Below are 17,729 nucleotides of genomic sequence, written 5' to 3' on the forward strand. Positions count from 1 at the left end.
GCCCTTCGGGGTGCCCTAACCTCCGGACCGGTCACCGTCATGGGGGAGTGGGACCTCCCACACCAGGCAGGTGCCGGACGACGGGCCGGGCGTCACCGTCAGCGTGCCGCCCAGCAGCTCGGCCCGTGACCGCATGTTGGCGAGCCCTCCAGCGTGGCGCAGGTCGCCACGCTGCTCCGCGTCGCCGAGCCCCACCCCGTCGTCCACGACGGTCAGCGACATCGTCGCGCCGACCTGGAGGGCCACATCCACCCGGCGGGCCCGCGCGTGCCGCACGATGTTGCTCAGCGCCTCGGCCAGCACCGCGCTCGCCTGCTCGGCGGTCTCGGCGGGCACATTGGTGTCGACGGGCCCCTCCATCCGCAGGGAGGGCAGGAAACCGAGCCGCTCGGCGGCGTCGCTGACCGCCTTCGCCATCGTCCTGCGCAGACTCGTACCGGCCTCCGCCGACCCCTCACCCGAGGTACGCAGCGCGAAGATGGTGGACCGGATGATCTTGATGGTCTCGTCCAGGTCGTCAACGGCCCGGTTCACCCGCTCCGCCGCCTCCGGCCGGTCGATGAGCCGCCCGGCGCTCTGCAGCGTCATCCCGGTGGCGAACAGCCGCTGGATGGCCAGATCGTGCAGATCGCGGGCGATGCGGTCGCGGTCGTGCAGCAGCGCCAGCTGTTCGGACTCGGAGCGGTGCTGCGCCATCTCCAGCGCGAGCGCCGCCTGCGCCGCGAAGTCCTTGAGCAGCTCCACCTCCGTCTCGTCGTACGGCGGCCGCCCCTTGAGCCGGCTCAGCCGCAGCGCGCCCGGCGCGTCCTGCTGCGCCAGCAGCGGTACGGCCACGACGGGGCCGTGCTCGGCCTCCCCTTCCGGAAACGCGTGGGTACGCGGATCGCTGCCGATGTCGGCCGTCACCGCCGACTCCCCGGTGCGGGCCGCGAGCCCGGAGAGGGTGTCGTGGTAGGGCACGATCACCCCGGTCTGTTCCTTGGCCAGATCGCCGACCGCCACCACGACCCGCAGCGCGTCCGCGCCGCCCTCGGTGTCCGGCAGCAGCACGCACGAGGTGTCGGACTGCGCCACCTCCAGGGCGCGCTGTGCGATCAGCCGCAGCACCTCGTTCGAGGTCGCGCCGCTCAGCAGCAGCCGGGTGATCTCGCCCAGCGCCTCCAGCCACTGTTCGCGGCGCCGGCTCTCCGCGTACAGCCGCGCGTTGTCGACGGCGACCCCGGCCGCGACGGCCAGCGTGGTGACGACCGCCTCGTCGTCCGCGTCGAAGTCCGCGCCGCCGCGCTTCTGCGTCAGATAGAGGTTGCCGAAGACCTCGTCGCGCACCCGTACGGGTACGCCAAGGAACGTACGCATCGGGGGGTGATGTGCGGGGAAGCCCTGGCTGGCCGGATGGGCGGTCAGGTCGCTGAGCCGTAACGGCCGCGGGTCGCGGATCAGTTCGCCGAGCACGCCGTGGCCCGAGGGCAGCGGGCCGATGCGTGCGGCCTCCTCCGGGGCGACGCCGACGGGCAGGAAGGTCGCCAGCCGCTGCCCGTCGCCGATGACGCCCAGCGCACCGTACTTGGCGTCGGTCAGCGCCAGCGCCGCCTCCACGATGCGGCGCAGCACCTGGGACAGATCCAGCTCCCGCCCGACACTGAGCACGGCCTCCAGCAGGCTGTGCATCCGGTCCTGGGTGAGGCGCGCGGCGTCCAGCCGCGTCTGGAGCTCGTCCAGCAGCTCGTCCAGCCGGAAGTGGGGCAGCTCGTCGCGGTGCTCCCCCCGGCTGACCGACCGGTCCTCGCCCCGGTCGGGACGGTGCTGCCCCGCTCCGGCAGCCTCCGACATGCGCACCTCCGTACGCCGTACGACACGGGACCCCGCACGGCCCCGGAACCGGCAGTGTACGGCCGAACGGACCTCAGGTCGCCGGTCGTTCCCAGCCCCACCTCGGTACTTCCCTCCCCGCCGCCGGGAGTTGGGGGGCGACGGCCGCCCCGCCGACGGGTGCCGAACGGCCCTACTCTTCGGGTGGCGCGTGCCGCAGGCTGGGAGGGCGTCACCTGAGGAGGTCCAGTGCCGGGTTCCGATAGTCGGCGAGGTGCCGAGCACGCGCGCCCCGCCGCCCCCGTCCGCGTCTTCCTGCTCGACGATCACGAGGTGGTACGGCGCGGGCTGCGCGATCTGCTGGAGGCGGAGCCGGATCTGGAGGTCGTCGGGGAGGCGTCGGACGCCGAGGAGGCGCTGGCCCGCGTCCCCGCCGTACGCCCCGACGTCGCGGTGCTGGACGTGCGGCTCGGCAGCGCCGAACAGCACGGCGACCACGAGGGCATCGAGGTCTGCCGCGAACTTCGCGCCCGGATGCCCGAGTTGGTGTGTCTGATCCTCACGTCCTTCGACGACGACGAGGCGCTGATGGACGCGGTGATGGCGGGCGCGGCGGGCTATGTGCTCAAGCAGATCAAGGGCGCCGACCTGGTCAGCGCGATCCGGACGGTGGCGGACGGCACCCTGCTGCTCGACCCGGGCGCCAGCGGCCGGGTGATGGCGCGCGTCCAGGCCCGGGAGAACCGCGCAGGCCCCCCGGAGCTCGCCCGGCTCACACCGCGCGAGCGGGAGGTGCTCGCGCTGATCGGCGAGGGGCTGACCAACCGGCAGATCGGCGAGCGGCTGTTCCTCGCCGAGAAGACGGTCAAGAACCGGATCTCCGCCATCCTCGGCAAACTCGGCGTGGGCCGCCGCGTCCAGGCCGCCGTCATCGCGGAACGCCTGCGCGAGCCGTAACGCCGGGGGGAGCTGCGTCCCGTCAGGGGCACCCCCGCTAGTTCACCCCACGGAGCCGGTCCAGCTCTCGCCGGTCACGCTTGGTGGGGCGCCCCGCACCCCTCTCGCGGCGAGCGACCACGGGAACCTCCACCGGCGACGGCGCCGGCGGACTGTTGTCCTGATAGCACTCGGCGGCCACCGGCGCCCCCACCCGCTTCTTGATCAGCCGCTTGACGATCACGATCCGCTCCCGCCCCGCCTGCCGCACCCGCACCTCGTCGCCCACCCGCAGGGCATGCGCCGCCTTCACCCGCTCGCCGTTGACCTTGACGTGCCCACCACGCGCCGCGGTCGCCGCCTGGGAGCGGGTCTTCGCCAGCCGTACGGACCAGATCCAGCTGTCGACCCGTACCGACCCCTCGTCTGCCGTCATGCTTCCGACTTTAGGCGAGCGTGACCGGTATGGGTGCCCCGCCCGGTCTCACGAGTGGCCCCGTCACCCGGCGAAGAACCCTCACAACCTCGACAATGGGGACATATGGAGGCCACATCTGTCCAGCCCGACCCCACCCCCGGCTCCGAAGCCGCCACAGCGGCTCCGGAGCAGGCGCTGCGCGAGCTCAACCAGGTCGCGCTGCGCACGGTCGCACGCGCCCGGCACCACGCGCGCATCAGGATCGCCGGCGGGACCCCCGCACACCCCGCCCATACGAGCCGCTCACAGGGCGGACCCGGGCGGCCGACGGCCGGGCCGTTCGCCTACGACGGCGCCGAGACGGCGCCGCCCAGCGATGTGGCGGTACTGCCGGGGCTGCCGTCCTGGATGCCCGCGGTGCTGGGTGTACTGCGGGGCAGCTCCACGCTGCTCCGCCCGGAGCGTGCTCCGGACGGCACGGTCCGCGACTTCATCGTCGTCGGTGCCAACCACTTCGAGCTGAGCGGCGTCGAGCGCGGCTCCTACGACTTCCTCGGCAAACGGCTGTCCGAGACCCGTCCTGGCATCCGTACCAGCGGGATGTACGACGTGTACTTCGCGGCCCTGGACAGCGGCGGCCCGGTCTCCAGCGACACCATCGACTACATCGACATCATCGAGGGTGTCCTCCAGCGCGCCCGGCTGCGCGGCACCGTGACGCTGCTGCCGGACGAGGGGCTGCTGCTGACGAACTGGGAGCCGGTGGGCGAGGCCAGGCTCAGCCGCCGTATCCAGGAGCGGGGCCGGATGGGCTGGGCCGAGTGGGACCTGGTCACCGGCAGGATGCGCTGGTCGCTCGGGATGCGCGAGCTGCTGGGCCTGGCGGCGCCGCCACCGGAGGGCGTACCCCCGGAGGGGCGCGACGAGCTGGAGGGGGCCGCCCGCTCGGTGACCTCGGCGAAGGACATTGGGGCCGACCTGTTCACCGTGGGCCGGATGGTCGACCCGGCGGACATGCCCGCGTTCGTCGACGACATGCGCGTACTGCTGGCCGGCGGCGAGGTCCCCGACCGGGAGCTGACCATCCATGTGGGGGAGGAGGCACGGCGGGTCCGCTGGCTCGCGCATGCCCAGCCGGAGGGCGCCGAGGTCCCCGAGTCGCTGCTGTTCGCCGCGCGGAACGTCACCGGGCAGGAGGAGCAGCTGAGCCGGGCGCTCAGCGAGACGGAGCGGCTGCGCCAGGAGGCGGCCGCCGAGCACCGCGTCTCCGAGACCTTCCGCAGGGCGCTCACCCCGCCGCTCGGTGTGCTCACCCCGCAGTGGCTGTCGGTCAGCGCCGCCTATGTGCCGTCCGAGTCGGGGGTCGGCGGCGACTGGTACAAGTGCCGCGAGCTGCCCGGCGGCCGGGTGCTGCTGGCCGTCGGTGACGCCTCGGGGCACGGCGTGGACGCGGCGCACCGCGCCGTGCAGCAGCGCTCGGCGCTGGCCGGGCTCGCCTACATGGACGAGGACGCGGCCGAGCTGACCATGGCGCTGGGCGAGGTCGTCTACTACGGCGGCCTGGACACCACAGCGACCTGCGTGGTGGGGCATCTGCACCCCGACTCCCGGATCTTCCGCTGGGCCAGCGCCGGACACCCCGCGCCGGTCCTGGTACGCGACGGTGTACCGCGGCTGCTGGAGGCGGAGCACGGCCTCATGCTGGGCGTCACCCCGCACACGGCGTACCCCCTCAACGCCACCCAGCTGCAGTCCGGGGACCTGTTGCTCTGCTATACGGACGGCGTCATCGAACGCCGCGGCATGGATCTGGACGAGGGGGCCCGGGCCCTGCTGGCGGCGGCACGCAAGTGTGCGGCACGCGGCAGGTCGGCCGAGGCGGCCACGGACTGTCTCGTCTCCTCCTTGCTGAGCGAGGAGGCGGAGGACGACGCGACCGTGCTCGCCCTGTATCTGTCCTGACCCGTTCCGTCCGTCACGGCCGCACAGGGCCGCGGTGGGGCCGGGTCAACGTGGGTCGGCCCTGCCGCGTTCGTAGCGGCGGAGCCTGCGGTAGCCGGTCAGCTCGCCGTCCGGGTCCAGCGTCATCTCGTACGAGCCGAGCATGCTGACGCTGTCCGGGATCCGGCGCAGCTCGACCACTTCGACATGGAGCGTCCAGCTTCCGTCCTCGCCTCTGGCGACGGACGAGACCGACTCGGACTCCAGCCCGGTCAGCTCCTCGATGGCCTCCCGCGCGGACCGCAGCACCTGCGCGGTGCCGGGGGCCTTCGCCTCGGCGGCCGGTTTCTGCTCACTCTTCTCACTCATCCGCGGGCGGGTGCCCGCTGAGCGCGGAGTGAACCTGGCCGGGCCGGGTACTGGTGAGGGACCGGCGCCCGGCCGGTCAGTCCTCGCCGCGGAAGATGTGGGATTCCGGGTCCCGGTCGCCGGACGTGGCGTGCGGCCCGTAGCCCATGGGTCCGTCCGGGCGGCGCGGCGTCCGCGAGACGTTCACCGCGGGGCGGCGGGATTCCCGGACGCTCTCGTCGCGGGTGGTGGTCTGGTCCTGCTGCACGTGTGATCACCTCCGTATCGGCTCACGCAGGCGAGTCCCCACCGTCTGCAAGGTGAAACGGCGACCCGGACGAAACGGTCATCGGGCCGGAAGGGGGACCGAGCGGACGAGGACCGGTCGGAGGACCGGTGGGAAGCGGACCGAGGAGAGCCGATGCCGTACCGCCCGGACGTGCTCGAACTGCTCACGGACCGGCACGCGGAGGCCGAACGCCTCGTCGCCGCCTACGAGGCGACCCACGACCCGGAGCGCCGGAACGCGCTCGCCGGACAGTTGGTGACCGGGCTGGAGCGGCACGCCCTCGCGGAGAGCCAGGCGCTGCACCCGGTCGCCCGCCGGGTGCTGCCCGACGGGGAACGGCTCGTCGCCGCGGCCCGCCGGCGGTGGGCGGTCGCCCAGGCGACCGCCCGTGAGCTCGCCGAGGCCGACCCCCGCTCGCCCGCCGCCGAGCGCGCGACGGCCGCGCTGCTCGACCGGCTCCGGGAGCACGCGGCCCGCGCGGAGGGCGAGCTCTTCTCCCCGCTGCGGGGGCGGCTGTGCGGCCGCGAACGCCGCGAGCTCGGCGCCACCGCGGCGCGCCGGCTGCGGGACGGCACCGAGGCGGTGTGAGGTTCGGGCGGCCTGCTGGCCCGAGGGTTTGAGCACCGGGGCGCTGGCTACCCGCCCGTGGCCGCACGGGAGTTGACCCGTAGCCAAGCCACAAGCGACACCAACAGCGAAGGAGGCTCTGCCTCATGACTGTCGCTCCGGCACAGCAGCAAGGCGGCGGAACCGGCAATCTCTACGACGTACTGGAACTCGTCCTCGACCGCGGGCTCGTGATCGACGCGTTCGTACGGGTGTCCCTCGTCGGCATCGAGATCCTCAAGATCGACGTCAGGGTCGTGGTCGCCAGTGTCGACACCTACCTGAAGTTCGCCGAGGCGTGCAACCGCCTCGACCTGGAGTCGGGCCGCAACAAGAGCCCCGGCCTGCCCGACGTGGTCGGCGGAATCACCGAGTCCGGGGCCGAGGGGAAGACCAAGGGCGCGCTCAGCGGCGCCGCCCAGGCTGTCTCCAAGGCGTCCGACGCGTTCCAGAAGGCGCGTGACGAGGCCCAGGAGGGCAGCACGCGGCGGCGGACCACCACCCGCAAGAAGGAGGAGCGGGAGTGAGTACCTACGTCTACGGCATCAGCCGGACCCCGGCGCCACCGCTGCGCCGCGGCCTGACCGGCGTGGGCGACCCGCCCCGCGCGGTACGGGTGCTGGAGCGGGACGGCCTGGTCGCGGTGGTCAGCGACGCGCCCGACGACCTGCGGCCCAAGCGCCGCCAGCTCCTGGCCCATCAGCAGGTCCTGGCCGCGGTGAGCGCCGAGCGGGTGGTGCTGCCGATGCGCTTCGGCAGCGTCTCCGAGGACGACGCCACCGTCGGCGAGGTGCTGCTGGACCGCGCGGGGCACTTCCTGGAACGCCTGGAAACGCTCGAGGGCAAGGTCGAGTACAACATCAAGGCCAGCCACAACCAGGAGGCGGTGCTGCACCTGGTGATGGCGGAGCAGCCCGGGCTGCGCGCCGAGAGCGAGGCGAACCGCGCGGCAGGCGGCGGCACCTACGAGCAGAAGCTGGCACTCGGCGAGAAGATCGCCCGTGCCGTGCAGGCCAGGGAACCCGCCGACGCGGCGCTGCTGCGCCGTGCGCTGGAGCCGCTGACGGCCGAGGTGAGCGAGGGCCCGCAGAGCGCGGGCTGGCTGGCGAACCTCTCCGTCCTGGTGGACCGGGAGGCGGCCGACGCACTGCTGTCCGCTGTCGAGGAACTGGACACCTCCGCACCGCAGCTGGACCTGAAGGTGAACGGCCCGCTGCCGCCGTACAGCTTCGTGGAGAAGACGGACGCCTCGGCCGACCCCACGGCGACGGCCGCCGCCAGGACCGCACCGGCGACCGGCTGACGGGGCCGACGGCATGGGGCTGATCAGCGAACTGTTGCTGCTCCCCGCGGCTCCGCTGCGCGGCACCGCGTGGGTGCTGCGGCAGGTGCAGGCCGAGGCCGAGCGCCAGTACCGCGACCCGGCCACCGTCCAGCGTGAACTCGCGGAAGCGGAGCGGCAGTTGCTCGCCGGGGAGATCGACGAGGACGAGTTCGACCGCCGCGAGGACGAGCTCCTCGCACGGCTGCGGAAGGGGAATACGTGGAGATGAACGACGGGGTGCGCTCATGACCATGCCGAGCAGACTGCCCGAGCGCTACGAGGGCGGCAGCAGCGCGAATCTCGCCGACATCCTGGAACGGGTCCTCGACAAGGGCGTGGTGATCGCGGGTGACATCCGCATCAACCTGCTCGACATCGAGCTGCTGACCATCAAGCTGCGGCTGATCGTCGCCTCCGTCGACAAGGCCAAGGAGATGGGCATCGACTGGTGGGAGACCGATCCGGCGCTCAGCTCGACCGCCCGGCGGGGCGAACTGGCCGAGGAGAACGACCGGTTGCGGCGGCGCGTCGCCGAGCTGGAGCAGCGCGAGCCGGACCCGGACCGCTCGGAGGGAGAGCGCCATGAACGGTGAGCGGAGCGCCGTGAACGGTGAGCACGGGCAGAACGCCGAACTTCGGTACGTGTACGCGGTGACCGCGCCCCTGGAGGCGCCCCTGCCCGACGGTGTACGGGGTGTGGCCGACTCCGCCCCGTACACCGTCCACCAGGCCGGACTGCAGGCCGTGGTCAGCCGGGTCCCGGAGGCGGACTTCGGCGAGGAGCCGCTGCGTGCCCATCTGGAGGACCTCGGCTGGCTGGAGGAGACGGCCAGGGCCCACCAGGCGGTGGTGGACGCGCTCACCGTGCTGACCTGTCCGCTGCCGCTGCGCCTGGCGACCGTCTACCGCGACGACGCCGGGGTCAGGCGGGCGCTGGAGGGTGGCCGGGAGGAGTTCCGGGCGGCCCTCGACCGGCTGGCGGGCCGCGTCGAGTGGGGCGTGAAGGTGCACGCGCAGCGCGCGCCCGAGCCCGCAGCCGCACCGGCGCCCGCCGCGACCAGCGGGCGCGAGTTCCTGCGCCGCCGCAGGCAGGAGGTCACCTCGCGGGAGAACACGCTGGAGGAGGCCGAACAGCTCGGCCGCACGCTGCATGCGGCACTCGCGGCGCAGGCCGAGGACGTGCGGGTCTATCCCGCGCAGAACCCGCAGCTGTCCGGGACACCGGGCCAGAACCTGCTCAACGCCGCCTATCTGGTGCCCCGCGACCGGTCGGAGGAGTTCGTGGCCCGCGTGGAGCGGCTGGGCGCGCACGACCCCTCCGTGCGGGTCGAGCTGACCGGCCCGTGGGCGCCGTACTCGTTCGCGGCACCGGACGCGGCCCGGGCGCAGTCGCAGGACGGGCACTGGGAGGGCAGCCATGACCGCGCCGTCTGCTGAGCCGTACCCGCCCCGGGGGCCGGTGGCCGTCGACTCCCAGCAGCCGCTGGCCCGGCGGCAGGTCGCCCTGGTGGATCTGCTGGACCGGCTGCTGGGGACCGGAGCTGTCCTCACCGGGTCGCTCACCCTGGGGATCGCCGACGTGGACCTGGTACGGATCGATCTGCGGGCCCTGATCAGCTCGGTCGGCGCCCGCGTCCCCTCGCCCTGGGAGGGAGGGCGGCCGCTGTGACCCGAGTGCCTGAGGACCGAGCGCCCGGGGGCCGGGCCTCGGCGTCCCGCCGGCTCGATTTCGACCCCGACACGGTGGAGCGCGACCTGGCGGCGCTGGTGCTGACCGTCGTCGAGCTGTTGCGGCAGCTGGTGGAGCGGCAGGCGCTGCGCCGAGTGGAGGTCGGAGACCTGGGCGAGGAGCAGGAGGAGCGGATCGGGATGACGCTGATGCTGCTGGAGGACCGGATGGAGCTGCTGCGGGAACGGTTCGGGCTGACGCCCGAGGAGCTGAACCTGGACCTCGGCCCGCTCGGCCCCCTGCTGCCTACCGACTGAAACCGCCGCGAGCTGTTAGACCTCGGATATGAACGACGCGTTCTACTCTTCCCTGGGCCAGGGCTGGCCGCAGATCGCCGATCTCGCCCTGGCGTTCTTCCTGACCTCGCTGATCGGCCTGGAGCGGCGGGCCAAGCACAAGAGCGCGGGACTGCGCACCCACGCGCTGGTGGGGCTCGGCGCCGCGCTCTTCATGCTGGTCAGCAAGTACGGCTTCGCCGATCTGCTGGGCATGGAGGATGTCTCCTTCGACCCGTCCCGGATCGCGGCCCAGGTGGTCTCGGGCGTCGGCTTCCTCGGCGCCGGCGTGATCTTCCTGCGCCGTGACGTGGTGCGCGGGCTGACCACGGCGGCCATCGTCTGGGTCTCGGCCGCCGTCGGGATGGCCTGCGGCGCGGGGCTGCCGCTGCTGGCCGTCGCGGTGGTGGCCATGCACTTCCTGACGGTGTGGGGCTTCACCAAGCTCAGCGACCGGCTGCCCGGCGTGGAGCCGGGCCATCTGCGGCTCACCTACGAGGAGGGGCGCGGCGTGCTGCGGTCCACGCTGGCGCTGTGCACGGAGCGGGGCTTCGTGGTGACCGAGACGAACGTCGAGCAGGTGGGCGAGCCCCGCCCCGAGCTCACCAAGCTCACGCTCGCCGTGTCGGGGTCCGGCTCGGTGCCGGAGCTGGTGGGCGAGCTGATGGAGGTACCCGGGGTGCTCTCGGTCAACGGCCGGGCGGCGCCCGGGGGCCGGGACGGGGACTGAGCCTCTTGACTCGCTCGGACGTTCGCACTGCGGGCCGGGCCCCGGGTTTCCTTTCGTCTGCCACGGAAACCCCGGAGGGTGACATCGCGAGCCAAAGGGGGCTGAGCACATGAACGCGGACGTCCTGCATGCGGCCACGGACCTCGCCAACCGTGATCAACTGGTCGGCCTGGTGCCGGGGATCATCGGGCTGCTGATCGTGGCCGCGCTGATCGGCGCCGTGTGGCTCGGCATCCGGATCAAGAACCGCGAGCCCGAGCTGCCGGAACCCGACCAGCAGCCGCACCTGCCGGACACCGGTCCGACCGAGGAGGTCACGGAGAACCGCGAGCCGGACGAGATGCCCCGCGACGGTATCCGCCGGCTGCCGCACAGCGGCGTGCACGACTACGGGGACCGGGAGGACCACCCCGGCGAGCCGCCGAGGCGCCGGAAGTGGGAGCCCGGCAAGAGCGGCTCCTTCGGCAGCGGGGGACCGGGCTGAGCCCGAGCTTGCGGGGAACTGCGCCCCCTCTCCGTTCTCCGTAAAGCTCACCCATCCGGGGCGAGCAGCGCTGCGAGCGGACCCGTGATGTCCGTCCGAGTGGGCGGCACCGCAGCGGCAAGCGATTGCAACAGCAGCCCGTCCAGCACACGAGACAGCGCCCACGCCGTCCGCTCATCCACGTGGGCGCTCAGCACCTCGCGCTCGGTCTCCGCGTACAGCAGTGCCGAGTCGCGCAGTTCGGGCCGGCGCATGGCGGCGGCGGTCAGCTCGAAGGAGAGGACCAGCGCGGCGCGGTCCTCGCGCAGCAGCGTCTCCACCAGGTCGGCCAGCGCCTCGACCAGTCCGGCGGGGGAGATCTCGCCCAGTCCGGCGCCCCAGGCGTGCAGCCGGCGGGCGTAGCGCTCGCTGAACCTGCGGATGGCCGCGTCGAGCAGGTCGTTCAGCGTGGCGAAGTAGTACGTGGTCGAGCCGAGCGGGACGTCCGCCTCGCGGGCGACCGCGCGGTGGCTGAGCCCCGCTATGCCGTCCTCCAGCAAGATCCGCTCGGTGGCGGCCATGATCCGCTCCCGGCGGCCTGGATCGGCCGGTCCGCGCTTGGCTCCCATCGGCGTTGCCCGTCTTTCTCCGTTCCGGCGGTTTTTGTGTACCGTAGTACACGAATTTATGTACGGCCGTACACAAAAATCGGTTGACGGGGAAGAACGGAGATGCTGCGCCATGGTGCAGGAGACCACCGAGAGGGCCGGGGCGCGCGCATGGGCCGGGCTGCTGATCCTCACCCTGCCCGTGCTGCTGATCTCGATCGACCTCACGGTCCTCGGCTTCGCAGTCCCCGCGCTGAGCGAGGACCTGGCGCCGTCCAGCACCCAACTGCTGTGGCTGGTGGACATCTACTCGTTCGTGCTGGCCGGGCTGCTGGTGACCATGGGCACCCTCGGCGACCGAATAGGCAGGCGCAAGCTGCTGATTGTCGGCTGTGCCGGATTCGGTGCGGCCTCCGCACTCGCCGCCTACGCCCCCAGCGCCGGGACGCTGATCGCGGCTCGCGTCCTGCTCGGTGTGGCAGGCGCGACGCTGATGCCCTCCACTCTCTCGCTGCTGCGCAACATGTTCCGGGACGAGCGCCAGCGGCTGGTCGCCATCGCCGCCTGGGGTGCGGCCTTCGACGCCGGCGCGGCACTCGGCCCCGTCGTCGGCGGGCTGCTTCTGGAGCACTTCTGGTGGGGCTCGGTCTTCCTGATCAACCTGCCGCTGGTGCTGCTCGCGCTGATCGGGCTGCCGCTGCTGGTGCCCGAGGCCAAGGACCCTTCGCCGGGCCGGTTCGACCTGCTCAGCGCGGCCCTCAGCCTGCTGGCTGTGCTGCCGGTCGTCTACGCCGTCAAGACCTTCGCGCACGGCGGCCAACTGGAGGCGCTGCCGTTCCTGGCCCTCGGGCTGGCCTTCGGCGCCGTGTTCGTACGCCGCCAGCGCACCCTCACCGACCCGCTGATCGACCTCTCGCTCTTCCGTATCCGGGAGTTCTCCGCCGCGATCGTCACCAATGTGCTGGTGGTGTTCGTGATGGCCGGATCGCTGTTCTTCCTCCCGCAGTTCCTGCAGCTCTCCGCGGGCCTGACACCGCTGCGCGGCGGCGTGATGCTGCTGCCGGGCGCCGCGCTCTCGGTGGCCTCCGGCTTCTTCGCGGCCGCCGCGGCCCGGCACACCGGCGTACGGCAGCTGATCACCGCCGGGCTGGCGCTCGGCGCGCTCGGCTTCGCGACGCTGACGGCCCTGCCGCTGGGGCACGGGGTGGCGGTGGTGGTCATCTCCTTCTGCCTGGTGAGCCTGGGCGCGAGCACGGTGATGACGCTGACCGTCAGCATGGCGCTGGACCGGGTACCGGCCGAACGCGCCGGTGCTGCCTCCGCCGTCTCGGAGACCGGCATCGAGCTGGGCGGGGCGCTCGGCATCGCCGTACTGGGCAGCGTGCTCTCCTCCGCTTACCGGATGGGCCTCGACCCGGTGGAGGGGGTGCCGGCGCGGACGCTGGAGGCGGCACGCGAGACGCTCGGCAACGCGCTGGCCGCCGCCGCGCGGCTCGGCGGTGCGCCGGGCAGTGCGCTGGTTGCCGAGGCCAAGTCGGCCTTTACGCGGGGGGTTCAGGTGACCGGGCTGGCCGGAGCGGGTCTGCTGGCGGTCGCAGCCGTTCTGGCCTGGCTGCTGCTGCGGCCCCGGTGCCGCGTACCCCGCGATGGGGGCTGCGCTTGCCCACCCTGCGCCCCTGGCGCAGACTGCCCAAGCTTCGCTGAGTCGTCCAAGGGGCGCGGGGAACCGGGCGAGGAGCCACAACACACCCGCAGTCCGCAACCGTCGGAAACAGGCACCCCCTCCTCGGCATAGGAGAGGCCCCTCGGCGCGCTCCCTCCCGCACATGTGCGGGGCCTCCCGCGGGCAGCGGCAAATGCACCCGTCCTGGGGACACCCCGCTGCGTCGAACGGCCCAAGCCGCCCGCGTGCCGCGCCCGCCCGGCCCCTCTCGCGCGCCGCACGGCCGCACGATCGTGCCATGACTCAGGTCGTACGAAAGAGACGGACGGCGCCCCCGTTGGCCGCGCTGGTGTGTGCCGTGGTGCTCGTCGGCGGCGCCCCGCAGGCGGCGGGAACCGCCCCCGCGAAGGGCGCCGCCGAGGCCGCGCAACCGCTGCCGTCCCGGATCGCCTCGCTCTACCGGGAGGCCGCGGCCGCCTCCGCGCGCTACGAGGCCGCCAGCCGCAAGGCGGCGGCACAGCGGGCGGCGCTCACCAGAACCGCGAAGGCCGTCGCCAGAGGCGAGAACCGGCTGCGCCGGCTGCACCGGCAACTGGGCGCCGTGGCCCGCCAGCAGTACCAGCAGGGCAGTTGGGCCCCCGCCACCCGGCTGCTGATGACGAGTGCGCCGGACACCCTGCTCGACAAGCTCCGCTCGCAGCGCCAGGGCGACCACGCCTTCCGGCGGCTGCTGCACACCACCGACGTCACCCAGCGGCATCTCGTACGGGACCGGGCGCACCAGCGGAAGCAGTTGGACCGGCTGAAGGCCGACGCCGCGCGGCAGCGGAAGGCCAAGCGTGTCGTCGAACGGCGGCTGGCCCAGGCCAGGGAGCGGCTGCGGGAAGCCCGTGAGGCGCGTGCCGCGCGGGCAGCAGGGCCGATCTCCCGCGCCGCGTTCCGTGCCGAGCCCGGCTCCGGCAGTTGCGCGTACAGCCCGCCGCCCGCCGACCGGGCCGCGAGCGGCGCGACATGGGTGGCGCCGGTCAAGAACTACTCGCTGTCGGCGGGCTTCGCCTCCTCGGGGAAGCGCTGGGCCAGCAGCCACACGGGGCAGGACTTCGCGGTGCCCGTCGGCACCCCCGTGCGGGCCGTCGGCGCGGGCACCGTCGTCAGTACGCGCTGCGGGGGGCCCTTCGGCAACCACATCGTCATCAGGCACCCCAACGGCTACTACACCCAGTACGCGCACCTGTCCCGGATCCAGACCAAGCCGGGCGCCCATGTACGCGCGGGGGAGCGGATTGGTCTCTCCGGCAACACCGGCAACTCCACCGGCCCGCACCTGCACTTCGAGGTACGCGTCACCCCCCAGGACGGCTCGGGAATCGACCCGGTGCCGTGGCTGCGCAGCCGCGGGGTGGAGGTCTGAGGACGCGCTGAACCGCGCCCCGAAAGGGGCGCGGAGCGGAGCCCGCATCACGTTGCCGCTAGCGCATCCGTTGGCGGCAATCGCGCGGCGCGTACCGCGGGATAGAACCCCGCGAGGCCGCCGATCACCAGCGTGGCGGTCACGCCGCCGGCCATCGCCCAGAGAGGGACCACGGACGGCCAGCCCTGATACGCCGCGTACCCCGTGGTGACGGCGATGCCGAGCAGCACCCCGCCGATGCCGCCGAGCGCGGACAGCAGTTGGGACTCGCACAGGAACTGGCCCCGGATCTGACCGCGGGTGGCACCCAGCGCCCGCCGCAGCCCGATCTCCGCGCGCCGTTCCAGCACGGAGATCACCATGGTGTTGGCGACTCCCACCCCGCCGACGAGCAGCGCCACGGCGCCCAGCCCCAGCAGCAGCCCGCTGAGCGCGTCGTCGGACGCCTCCTTGGCGGCCAGCGCGTCCGAGGGCCGGGAGACCGTCACCTCGTTGGGGCTCTCCGGGTTGGCCGTCGCACCCAGCAACTCCTGCACCCGGCCGACCGCCGACTCCTCCGCGCGGGTGTGCACGGTCGTCGGGTAACCGTCGAAGTCCAGATACCGTGCCGCGGCGCCCCAGCCCACCAGCGCGCTCGCGTCCAGGTCCGGGGCGAGTTCGTTGGGGGCCAGGACGCCCACCACGGTGAACCAGCGCCCGCCCAGCCACACCTGGGTGTCCCGGCCCGTGGTGCGGATCCCCAGATGGTCGGCCGCCTTCGGGCCGAGCACCACAGCGGGATAGCGCGAGTTGGCCGCGTTCAGCCAGCGGCCCGCCGTCAGCCGGGCACCCACCGTACGGGGCAGATCCGTACGCGCCGCGAGGACGGCGATGCCGCCGGTCTCCTCCTCGGGAACCCGGTCGGTGCGGAAGACCTTGGCGTCCGTCTTGCCCACCGCGGAGACCGACTCCACCTGCGGCATACGGCCGATCATCTGCACCGCGCTCTTGGGCAGCCTGGCCTCCTCGCCGGAGAAGGACTGCCCCGGTGAGACGGTGAGCAGATTCGTGCCCAGCGCGTCCAGTTTCCGGTTCAGATCCTCCCTGCTGGAGGTCGAGATCCCGACCACACCGACCATGGCGGCGATGCCGATGGCGATGCCCAGCGCCGAGAGGAACACCCGCATCGGGCGCGAGCGCAGCCCGGCCCCGCCCACCCGCAGCATGTCGGCCGGGCTCATCCGTGCGGCGCGCGGTGCGGTACCTGTCGTACGGGCCTTCATCGGGCGCCCCCCGCTCCCACCGCACGCCTGGCCGCCGAGTCGTGCTCGATCCGGCCGTCCCGCAGCCGCACTTCGCGCGGCAGTGAGGCGGCGATGTCCCGGTCGTGGGTGATGACGACCACCGTCGTGCCCGCGCGGTGCAGCCCGTGCAGCAGGTCCAGCACAGCCGCGCCCGAGCGCGAATCCAGCGCTCCCGTGGGCTCGTCCGCCAGCAGCAGCGGCGGATCGCCGAGCACCGCGCGGGCGATCGCCACCCGCTGCTTCTCCCCGCCGGACAGCTCGTGCGGCCGGTGCCACAGCCGGTGCCCCAACCCCACTTCGCGCAGCGCCGCTTCGGCCGCCCGGCGCCGCTCGCCGTGCGGGGTGCCGCTGTAGAGGAGCCCGTCGGCGACGCTGTCGAGCGCCGGTACGCCGGGGGAGAGGTGGAACTGCTGGAAGACGAAGCCGATGGTGCCGGCACGCAGCGCGGACAACTCGCGGTCGGACAGCGCCGCCACGTCGTGCCCGTCGATGCGTACCGTGCCACGGGAGGGGCGGCTGAGGGTGCCCATGATGTTGAGCAGCGTCGACTTCCCCGAGCCCGAAGGGCCGACGATGGCCAGCAGTTCGCCCCTGGAGACGGTGAGGTCGGCGCCATCGAGCGCCACCACATCGCCGTACCGCTGCTGCACGCCGGCCAGCTCCACCACGGCGCGGCTGACCGGCGTCACCGGGGCACCCCCACGTCGAGCCCCTCCTTGACGCCCTTGCCGGACACCTCCACCTTGCCGTCCGCGAACATGCCCAGCTGCACCGGAACACGCCGGGACCGTCCGTCGGCGCCCCTGGCCTCGACGGCATAGCCGCCACCCGGCTGGGCGAGCAGCGCGTTGACCGGTACCGCGAGTACGTTCTCGCGGGTCCGGGCCTTGAGGACCACATCGACCGAGGCCGCCTGATAGCGGCCCAGCTTCTGCTGCGAGTCGACCTTCAGCTCGACGGGCAGCGTCGCCTCCCTGGTGTCGCCCTCCTCGCCCCCGCCCCCTCCGGAGTCCTGCCCGTCGCCGGATCCCTTCTGGGGGCTGGAGGGGGTGCCGATGTCGGTGACCTCGGCCTGTGCCGTGCCGCCGTCCGGCAACCGGACCGTCGCCCTGGTGCCCTTCCGTACCAGGCTCTCCAGCCCCGCCTCCAGCTCGACCTCCACGATCCGGTCGGTCCCCGTCCAGGTGAGCGCCTCGCCCCCGGCCAGCGCCCCCGGAGAGGTCCGCTGCTCGGCGACCCGGCGGGCCCCGCGGGCCACCACGGCGTCACCGGGTGCGACCTCGCCCGTCTGTGCACGGTGCATGTCGTCCTGCCAGTCGCGGACGGCCTCGGCCGTACCGCCGGTGAACTCGTCGTCGACGGTGAAGCCGTCGTAGCCGAGCTCGGCGAGGTTCCGCTCCAGCGTCCGCACGTCGTCCCCCTCCGTGCCGGTGCGCAGCGTGCGGTAGAACGGCTTGGTGCCGTACAGCAGGGGCACCTTCTGCTCGTCCACGCTGTAGACGGTGTCGCCCCGGGAGAGCGTGGCCCCCTCCTCGGGAAGCCAGGTGACGATCCCCGCGTCCTGGTTCCCGCTGCCTCCCCCGCTCCCGTCCCCGCGCGTGGAGCCCGAACCGCCGCCCGTCTCCCGGCCGTCGGTCGCGGGCTGCTGGACGGTGGCCGGGGTGCCGAAGCCGAGCGTGCCGTCCACGGTCTCGGTGCGGGTGAGGGTGGTGCGCTCCACCGGCACCGTCTTGCCGGAGCCCGTGGCGCGTGGCGGCTCGGCGCTCTCCCCGTCCCTGCCGAAGGCGCCGGTCGCCGCCATCCCGGCGGTACCCACTGCCGTGGCCGCAGCGAGCACCAGCAAGGAGACCCGCAGCGGACGCCGCGAGCCCCGCCCCCGTACGGGCCCCGCGACTC

Annotated in this window: 22 protein-coding genes; 14 read left to right on the forward strand and 8 right to left on the reverse strand. The window is 73.2% G+C overall.

Annotated elements, in window-relative coordinates:
* Positions 1 to 15: 15 nt before the first annotated feature.
* The gene (locus ITI46_RS15825) at positions 16 to 1,830 is read right to left on the reverse strand and encodes a GAF domain-containing sensor histidine kinase (RefSeq protein WP_209240190.1); all 1,815 of its coding nucleotides are present in this window, start codon (positions 1,828 to 1,830) and stop codon (positions 16 to 18) included.
* Positions 1,831 to 2,058: 228 nt separating this feature from the next.
* Here ITI46_RS15825 and ITI46_RS15830 point away from each other — a divergent pair, with 228 nt between their 5' ends.
* Positions 2,059 to 2,766: a response regulator gene (locus tag ITI46_RS15830; RefSeq protein ID WP_209240191.1), complete on the forward strand. Its 708-nt coding sequence runs from the start codon at positions 2,059 to 2,061 to the stop codon at positions 2,764 to 2,766.
* A gap of 37 nt (positions 2,767 to 2,803) precedes the next feature.
* Here the strand turns inward: ITI46_RS15830 and ITI46_RS15835 are convergent, their stop codons facing one another.
* Positions 2,804 to 3,181, reverse strand: a complete 378-nt coding sequence (locus tag ITI46_RS15835; protein ID WP_209240192.1) for an RNA-binding S4 domain-containing protein — start codon at positions 3,179 to 3,181, stop codon at positions 2,804 to 2,806.
* 105 nt (positions 3,182 to 3,286) lie between these two features.
* Here ITI46_RS15835 and ITI46_RS15840 point away from each other — a divergent pair, with 105 nt between their 5' ends.
* Entirely contained in the window at positions 3,287 to 5,125 is a 1,839-nt protein-coding gene (locus ITI46_RS15840; protein ID WP_209240193.1) for a PP2C family protein-serine/threonine phosphatase, read from the forward strand.
* A gap of 45 nt (positions 5,126 to 5,170) precedes the next feature.
* Here the strand turns inward: ITI46_RS15840 and gvpO are convergent, their stop codons facing one another.
* Entirely contained in the window at positions 5,171 to 5,473 is a 303-nt protein-coding gene (gene gvpO / locus ITI46_RS15845) for a gas vesicle protein GvpO (RefSeq protein WP_209240194.1), read from the reverse strand.
* Positions 5,474 to 5,549: 76 nt separating this feature from the next.
* Entirely contained in the window at positions 5,550 to 5,720 is a 171-nt protein-coding gene (locus tag ITI46_RS15850) for a hypothetical protein (RefSeq protein ID WP_209240195.1), read from the reverse strand.
* Between the two features lie 153 nt (positions 5,721 to 5,873).
* Here ITI46_RS15850 and ITI46_RS15855 point away from each other — a divergent pair, with 153 nt between their 5' ends.
* The 10 genes from ITI46_RS15855 (at position 5,874) to ITI46_RS15900 (ending at position 10,889) form a co-directional block, all read left to right on the forward strand.
* The gene (locus tag ITI46_RS15855) at positions 5,874 to 6,329 is read left to right on the forward strand and encodes a hemerythrin domain-containing protein (protein ID WP_209240196.1); all 456 of its coding nucleotides are present in this window, start codon (positions 5,874 to 5,876) and stop codon (positions 6,327 to 6,329) included.
* Between the two features lie 125 nt (positions 6,330 to 6,454).
* Positions 6,455 to 6,874: a gas vesicle structural protein GvpA gene (locus ITI46_RS15860; RefSeq protein WP_209240197.1), complete on the forward strand. Its 420-nt coding sequence runs from the start codon at positions 6,455 to 6,457 to the stop codon at positions 6,872 to 6,874.
* Positions 6,871 to 7,650 carry a GvpL/GvpF family gas vesicle protein gene (locus ITI46_RS15865; protein WP_209240198.1) on the forward strand — a complete coding sequence of 260 codons (780 nt, stop codon included), beginning with the start codon at positions 6,871 to 6,873 and terminating at the stop codon, positions 7,648 to 7,650. The genes ITI46_RS15860 and ITI46_RS15865 overlap by 4 nt, the downstream gene beginning before the upstream one ends.
* Positions 7,651 to 7,663: 13 nt before the next feature.
* Positions 7,664 to 7,900 carry a gas vesicle protein GvpG gene (locus ITI46_RS15870; RefSeq protein ID WP_209240199.1) on the forward strand — a complete coding sequence of 79 codons (237 nt, stop codon included), beginning with the start codon at positions 7,664 to 7,666 and terminating at the stop codon, positions 7,898 to 7,900.
* Positions 7,901 to 7,916: 16 nt separating this feature from the next.
* On the forward strand, positions 7,917 to 8,264 hold the full coding sequence (locus ITI46_RS15875) for a gas vesicle protein (protein ID WP_209240200.1): 348 nt from the start codon (positions 7,917 to 7,919) through the stop codon (positions 8,262 to 8,264).
* Positions 8,254 to 9,108, forward strand: a complete 855-nt coding sequence (locus ITI46_RS15880; RefSeq protein ID WP_209240201.1) for a GvpL/GvpF family gas vesicle protein — start codon at positions 8,254 to 8,256, stop codon at positions 9,106 to 9,108. Before ITI46_RS15875 ends, ITI46_RS15880 begins: the two co-directional genes overlap by 11 nt.
* Positions 9,089 to 9,340 (forward strand): gas vesicle protein, encoded by a 252-nt coding sequence (locus tag ITI46_RS15885; protein WP_209240202.1) that lies wholly within the window; start codon positions 9,089 to 9,091, stop codon positions 9,338 to 9,340. The genes ITI46_RS15880 and ITI46_RS15885 overlap by 20 nt, the downstream gene beginning before the upstream one ends.
* On the forward strand, positions 9,337 to 9,657 hold the full coding sequence (locus tag ITI46_RS15890) for a gas vesicle protein K (RefSeq protein WP_307808189.1): 321 nt from the start codon (positions 9,337 to 9,339) through the stop codon (positions 9,655 to 9,657). The genes ITI46_RS15885 and ITI46_RS15890 overlap by 4 nt, the downstream gene beginning before the upstream one ends.
* 28 nt (positions 9,658 to 9,685) lie before the next feature.
* The gene (locus ITI46_RS15895; RefSeq protein WP_209240203.1) at positions 9,686 to 10,405 is read left to right on the forward strand and encodes an MgtC/SapB family protein; all 720 of its coding nucleotides are present in this window, start codon (positions 9,686 to 9,688) and stop codon (positions 10,403 to 10,405) included.
* Positions 10,406 to 10,514: 109 nt separating this feature from the next.
* Positions 10,515 to 10,889, forward strand: coding sequence for a DUF6479 family protein (locus ITI46_RS15900; RefSeq protein ID WP_209240204.1), 375 nt, complete (start codon positions 10,515 to 10,517; stop codon positions 10,887 to 10,889).
* Positions 10,890 to 10,936: 47 nt separating this feature from the next.
* Here ITI46_RS15900 and ITI46_RS15905 read toward each other — a convergent pair whose 3' ends face one another.
* Positions 10,937 to 11,449, reverse strand: a complete 513-nt coding sequence (locus ITI46_RS15905) for a TetR/AcrR family transcriptional regulator (RefSeq protein WP_247746056.1) — start codon at positions 11,447 to 11,449, stop codon at positions 10,937 to 10,939.
* 160 nt (positions 11,450 to 11,609) lie between these two features.
* Between ITI46_RS15905 and ITI46_RS15910 the strand changes: the two genes are divergently transcribed.
* Both ITI46_RS15910 and ITI46_RS15915 read left to right on the forward strand, forming a co-directional pair.
* Positions 11,610 to 13,271, forward strand: coding sequence for an MFS transporter (locus tag ITI46_RS15910; protein WP_209240206.1), 1,662 nt, complete (start codon positions 11,610 to 11,612; stop codon positions 13,269 to 13,271).
* Positions 13,272 to 13,437: 166 nt separating this feature from the next.
* Complete coding sequence (locus ITI46_RS15915) at positions 13,438 to 14,550, forward strand: M23 family metallopeptidase (RefSeq protein WP_247746057.1); 1,113 nt, start codon at positions 13,438 to 13,440, stop codon at positions 14,548 to 14,550.
* Between the two features lie 47 nt (positions 14,551 to 14,597).
* Here the strand turns inward: ITI46_RS15915 and ITI46_RS15920 are convergent, their stop codons facing one another.
* The 3 genes from ITI46_RS15920 to ITI46_RS15930 form a co-directional block, all read right to left on the reverse strand.
* Positions 14,598 to 15,812 (reverse strand): ABC transporter permease, encoded by a 1,215-nt coding sequence (locus ITI46_RS15920; protein ID WP_247746058.1) that lies wholly within the window; start codon positions 15,810 to 15,812, stop codon positions 14,598 to 14,600.
* Positions 15,809 to 16,522, reverse strand: coding sequence for an ABC transporter ATP-binding protein (locus tag ITI46_RS15925; protein WP_307808190.1), 714 nt, complete (start codon positions 16,520 to 16,522; stop codon positions 15,809 to 15,811). Before ITI46_RS15925 ends, ITI46_RS15920 begins: the two co-directional genes overlap by 4 nt.
* On the reverse strand, positions 16,519 to 17,729 hold a 1,211-nt coding region (locus ITI46_RS15930), incomplete at its 5' end, for a peptidoglycan-binding domain-containing protein (protein WP_209240207.1). The genes ITI46_RS15925 and ITI46_RS15930, both read right to left, overlap by 4 nt.

The sequence above is a fragment of the Streptomyces oryzae genome (assembly GCF_017676365.1).
GTDB classification, from domain to species: Bacteria; Actinomycetota; Actinomycetes; order Streptomycetales; family Streptomycetaceae; genus Streptomyces; species Streptomyces oryzae.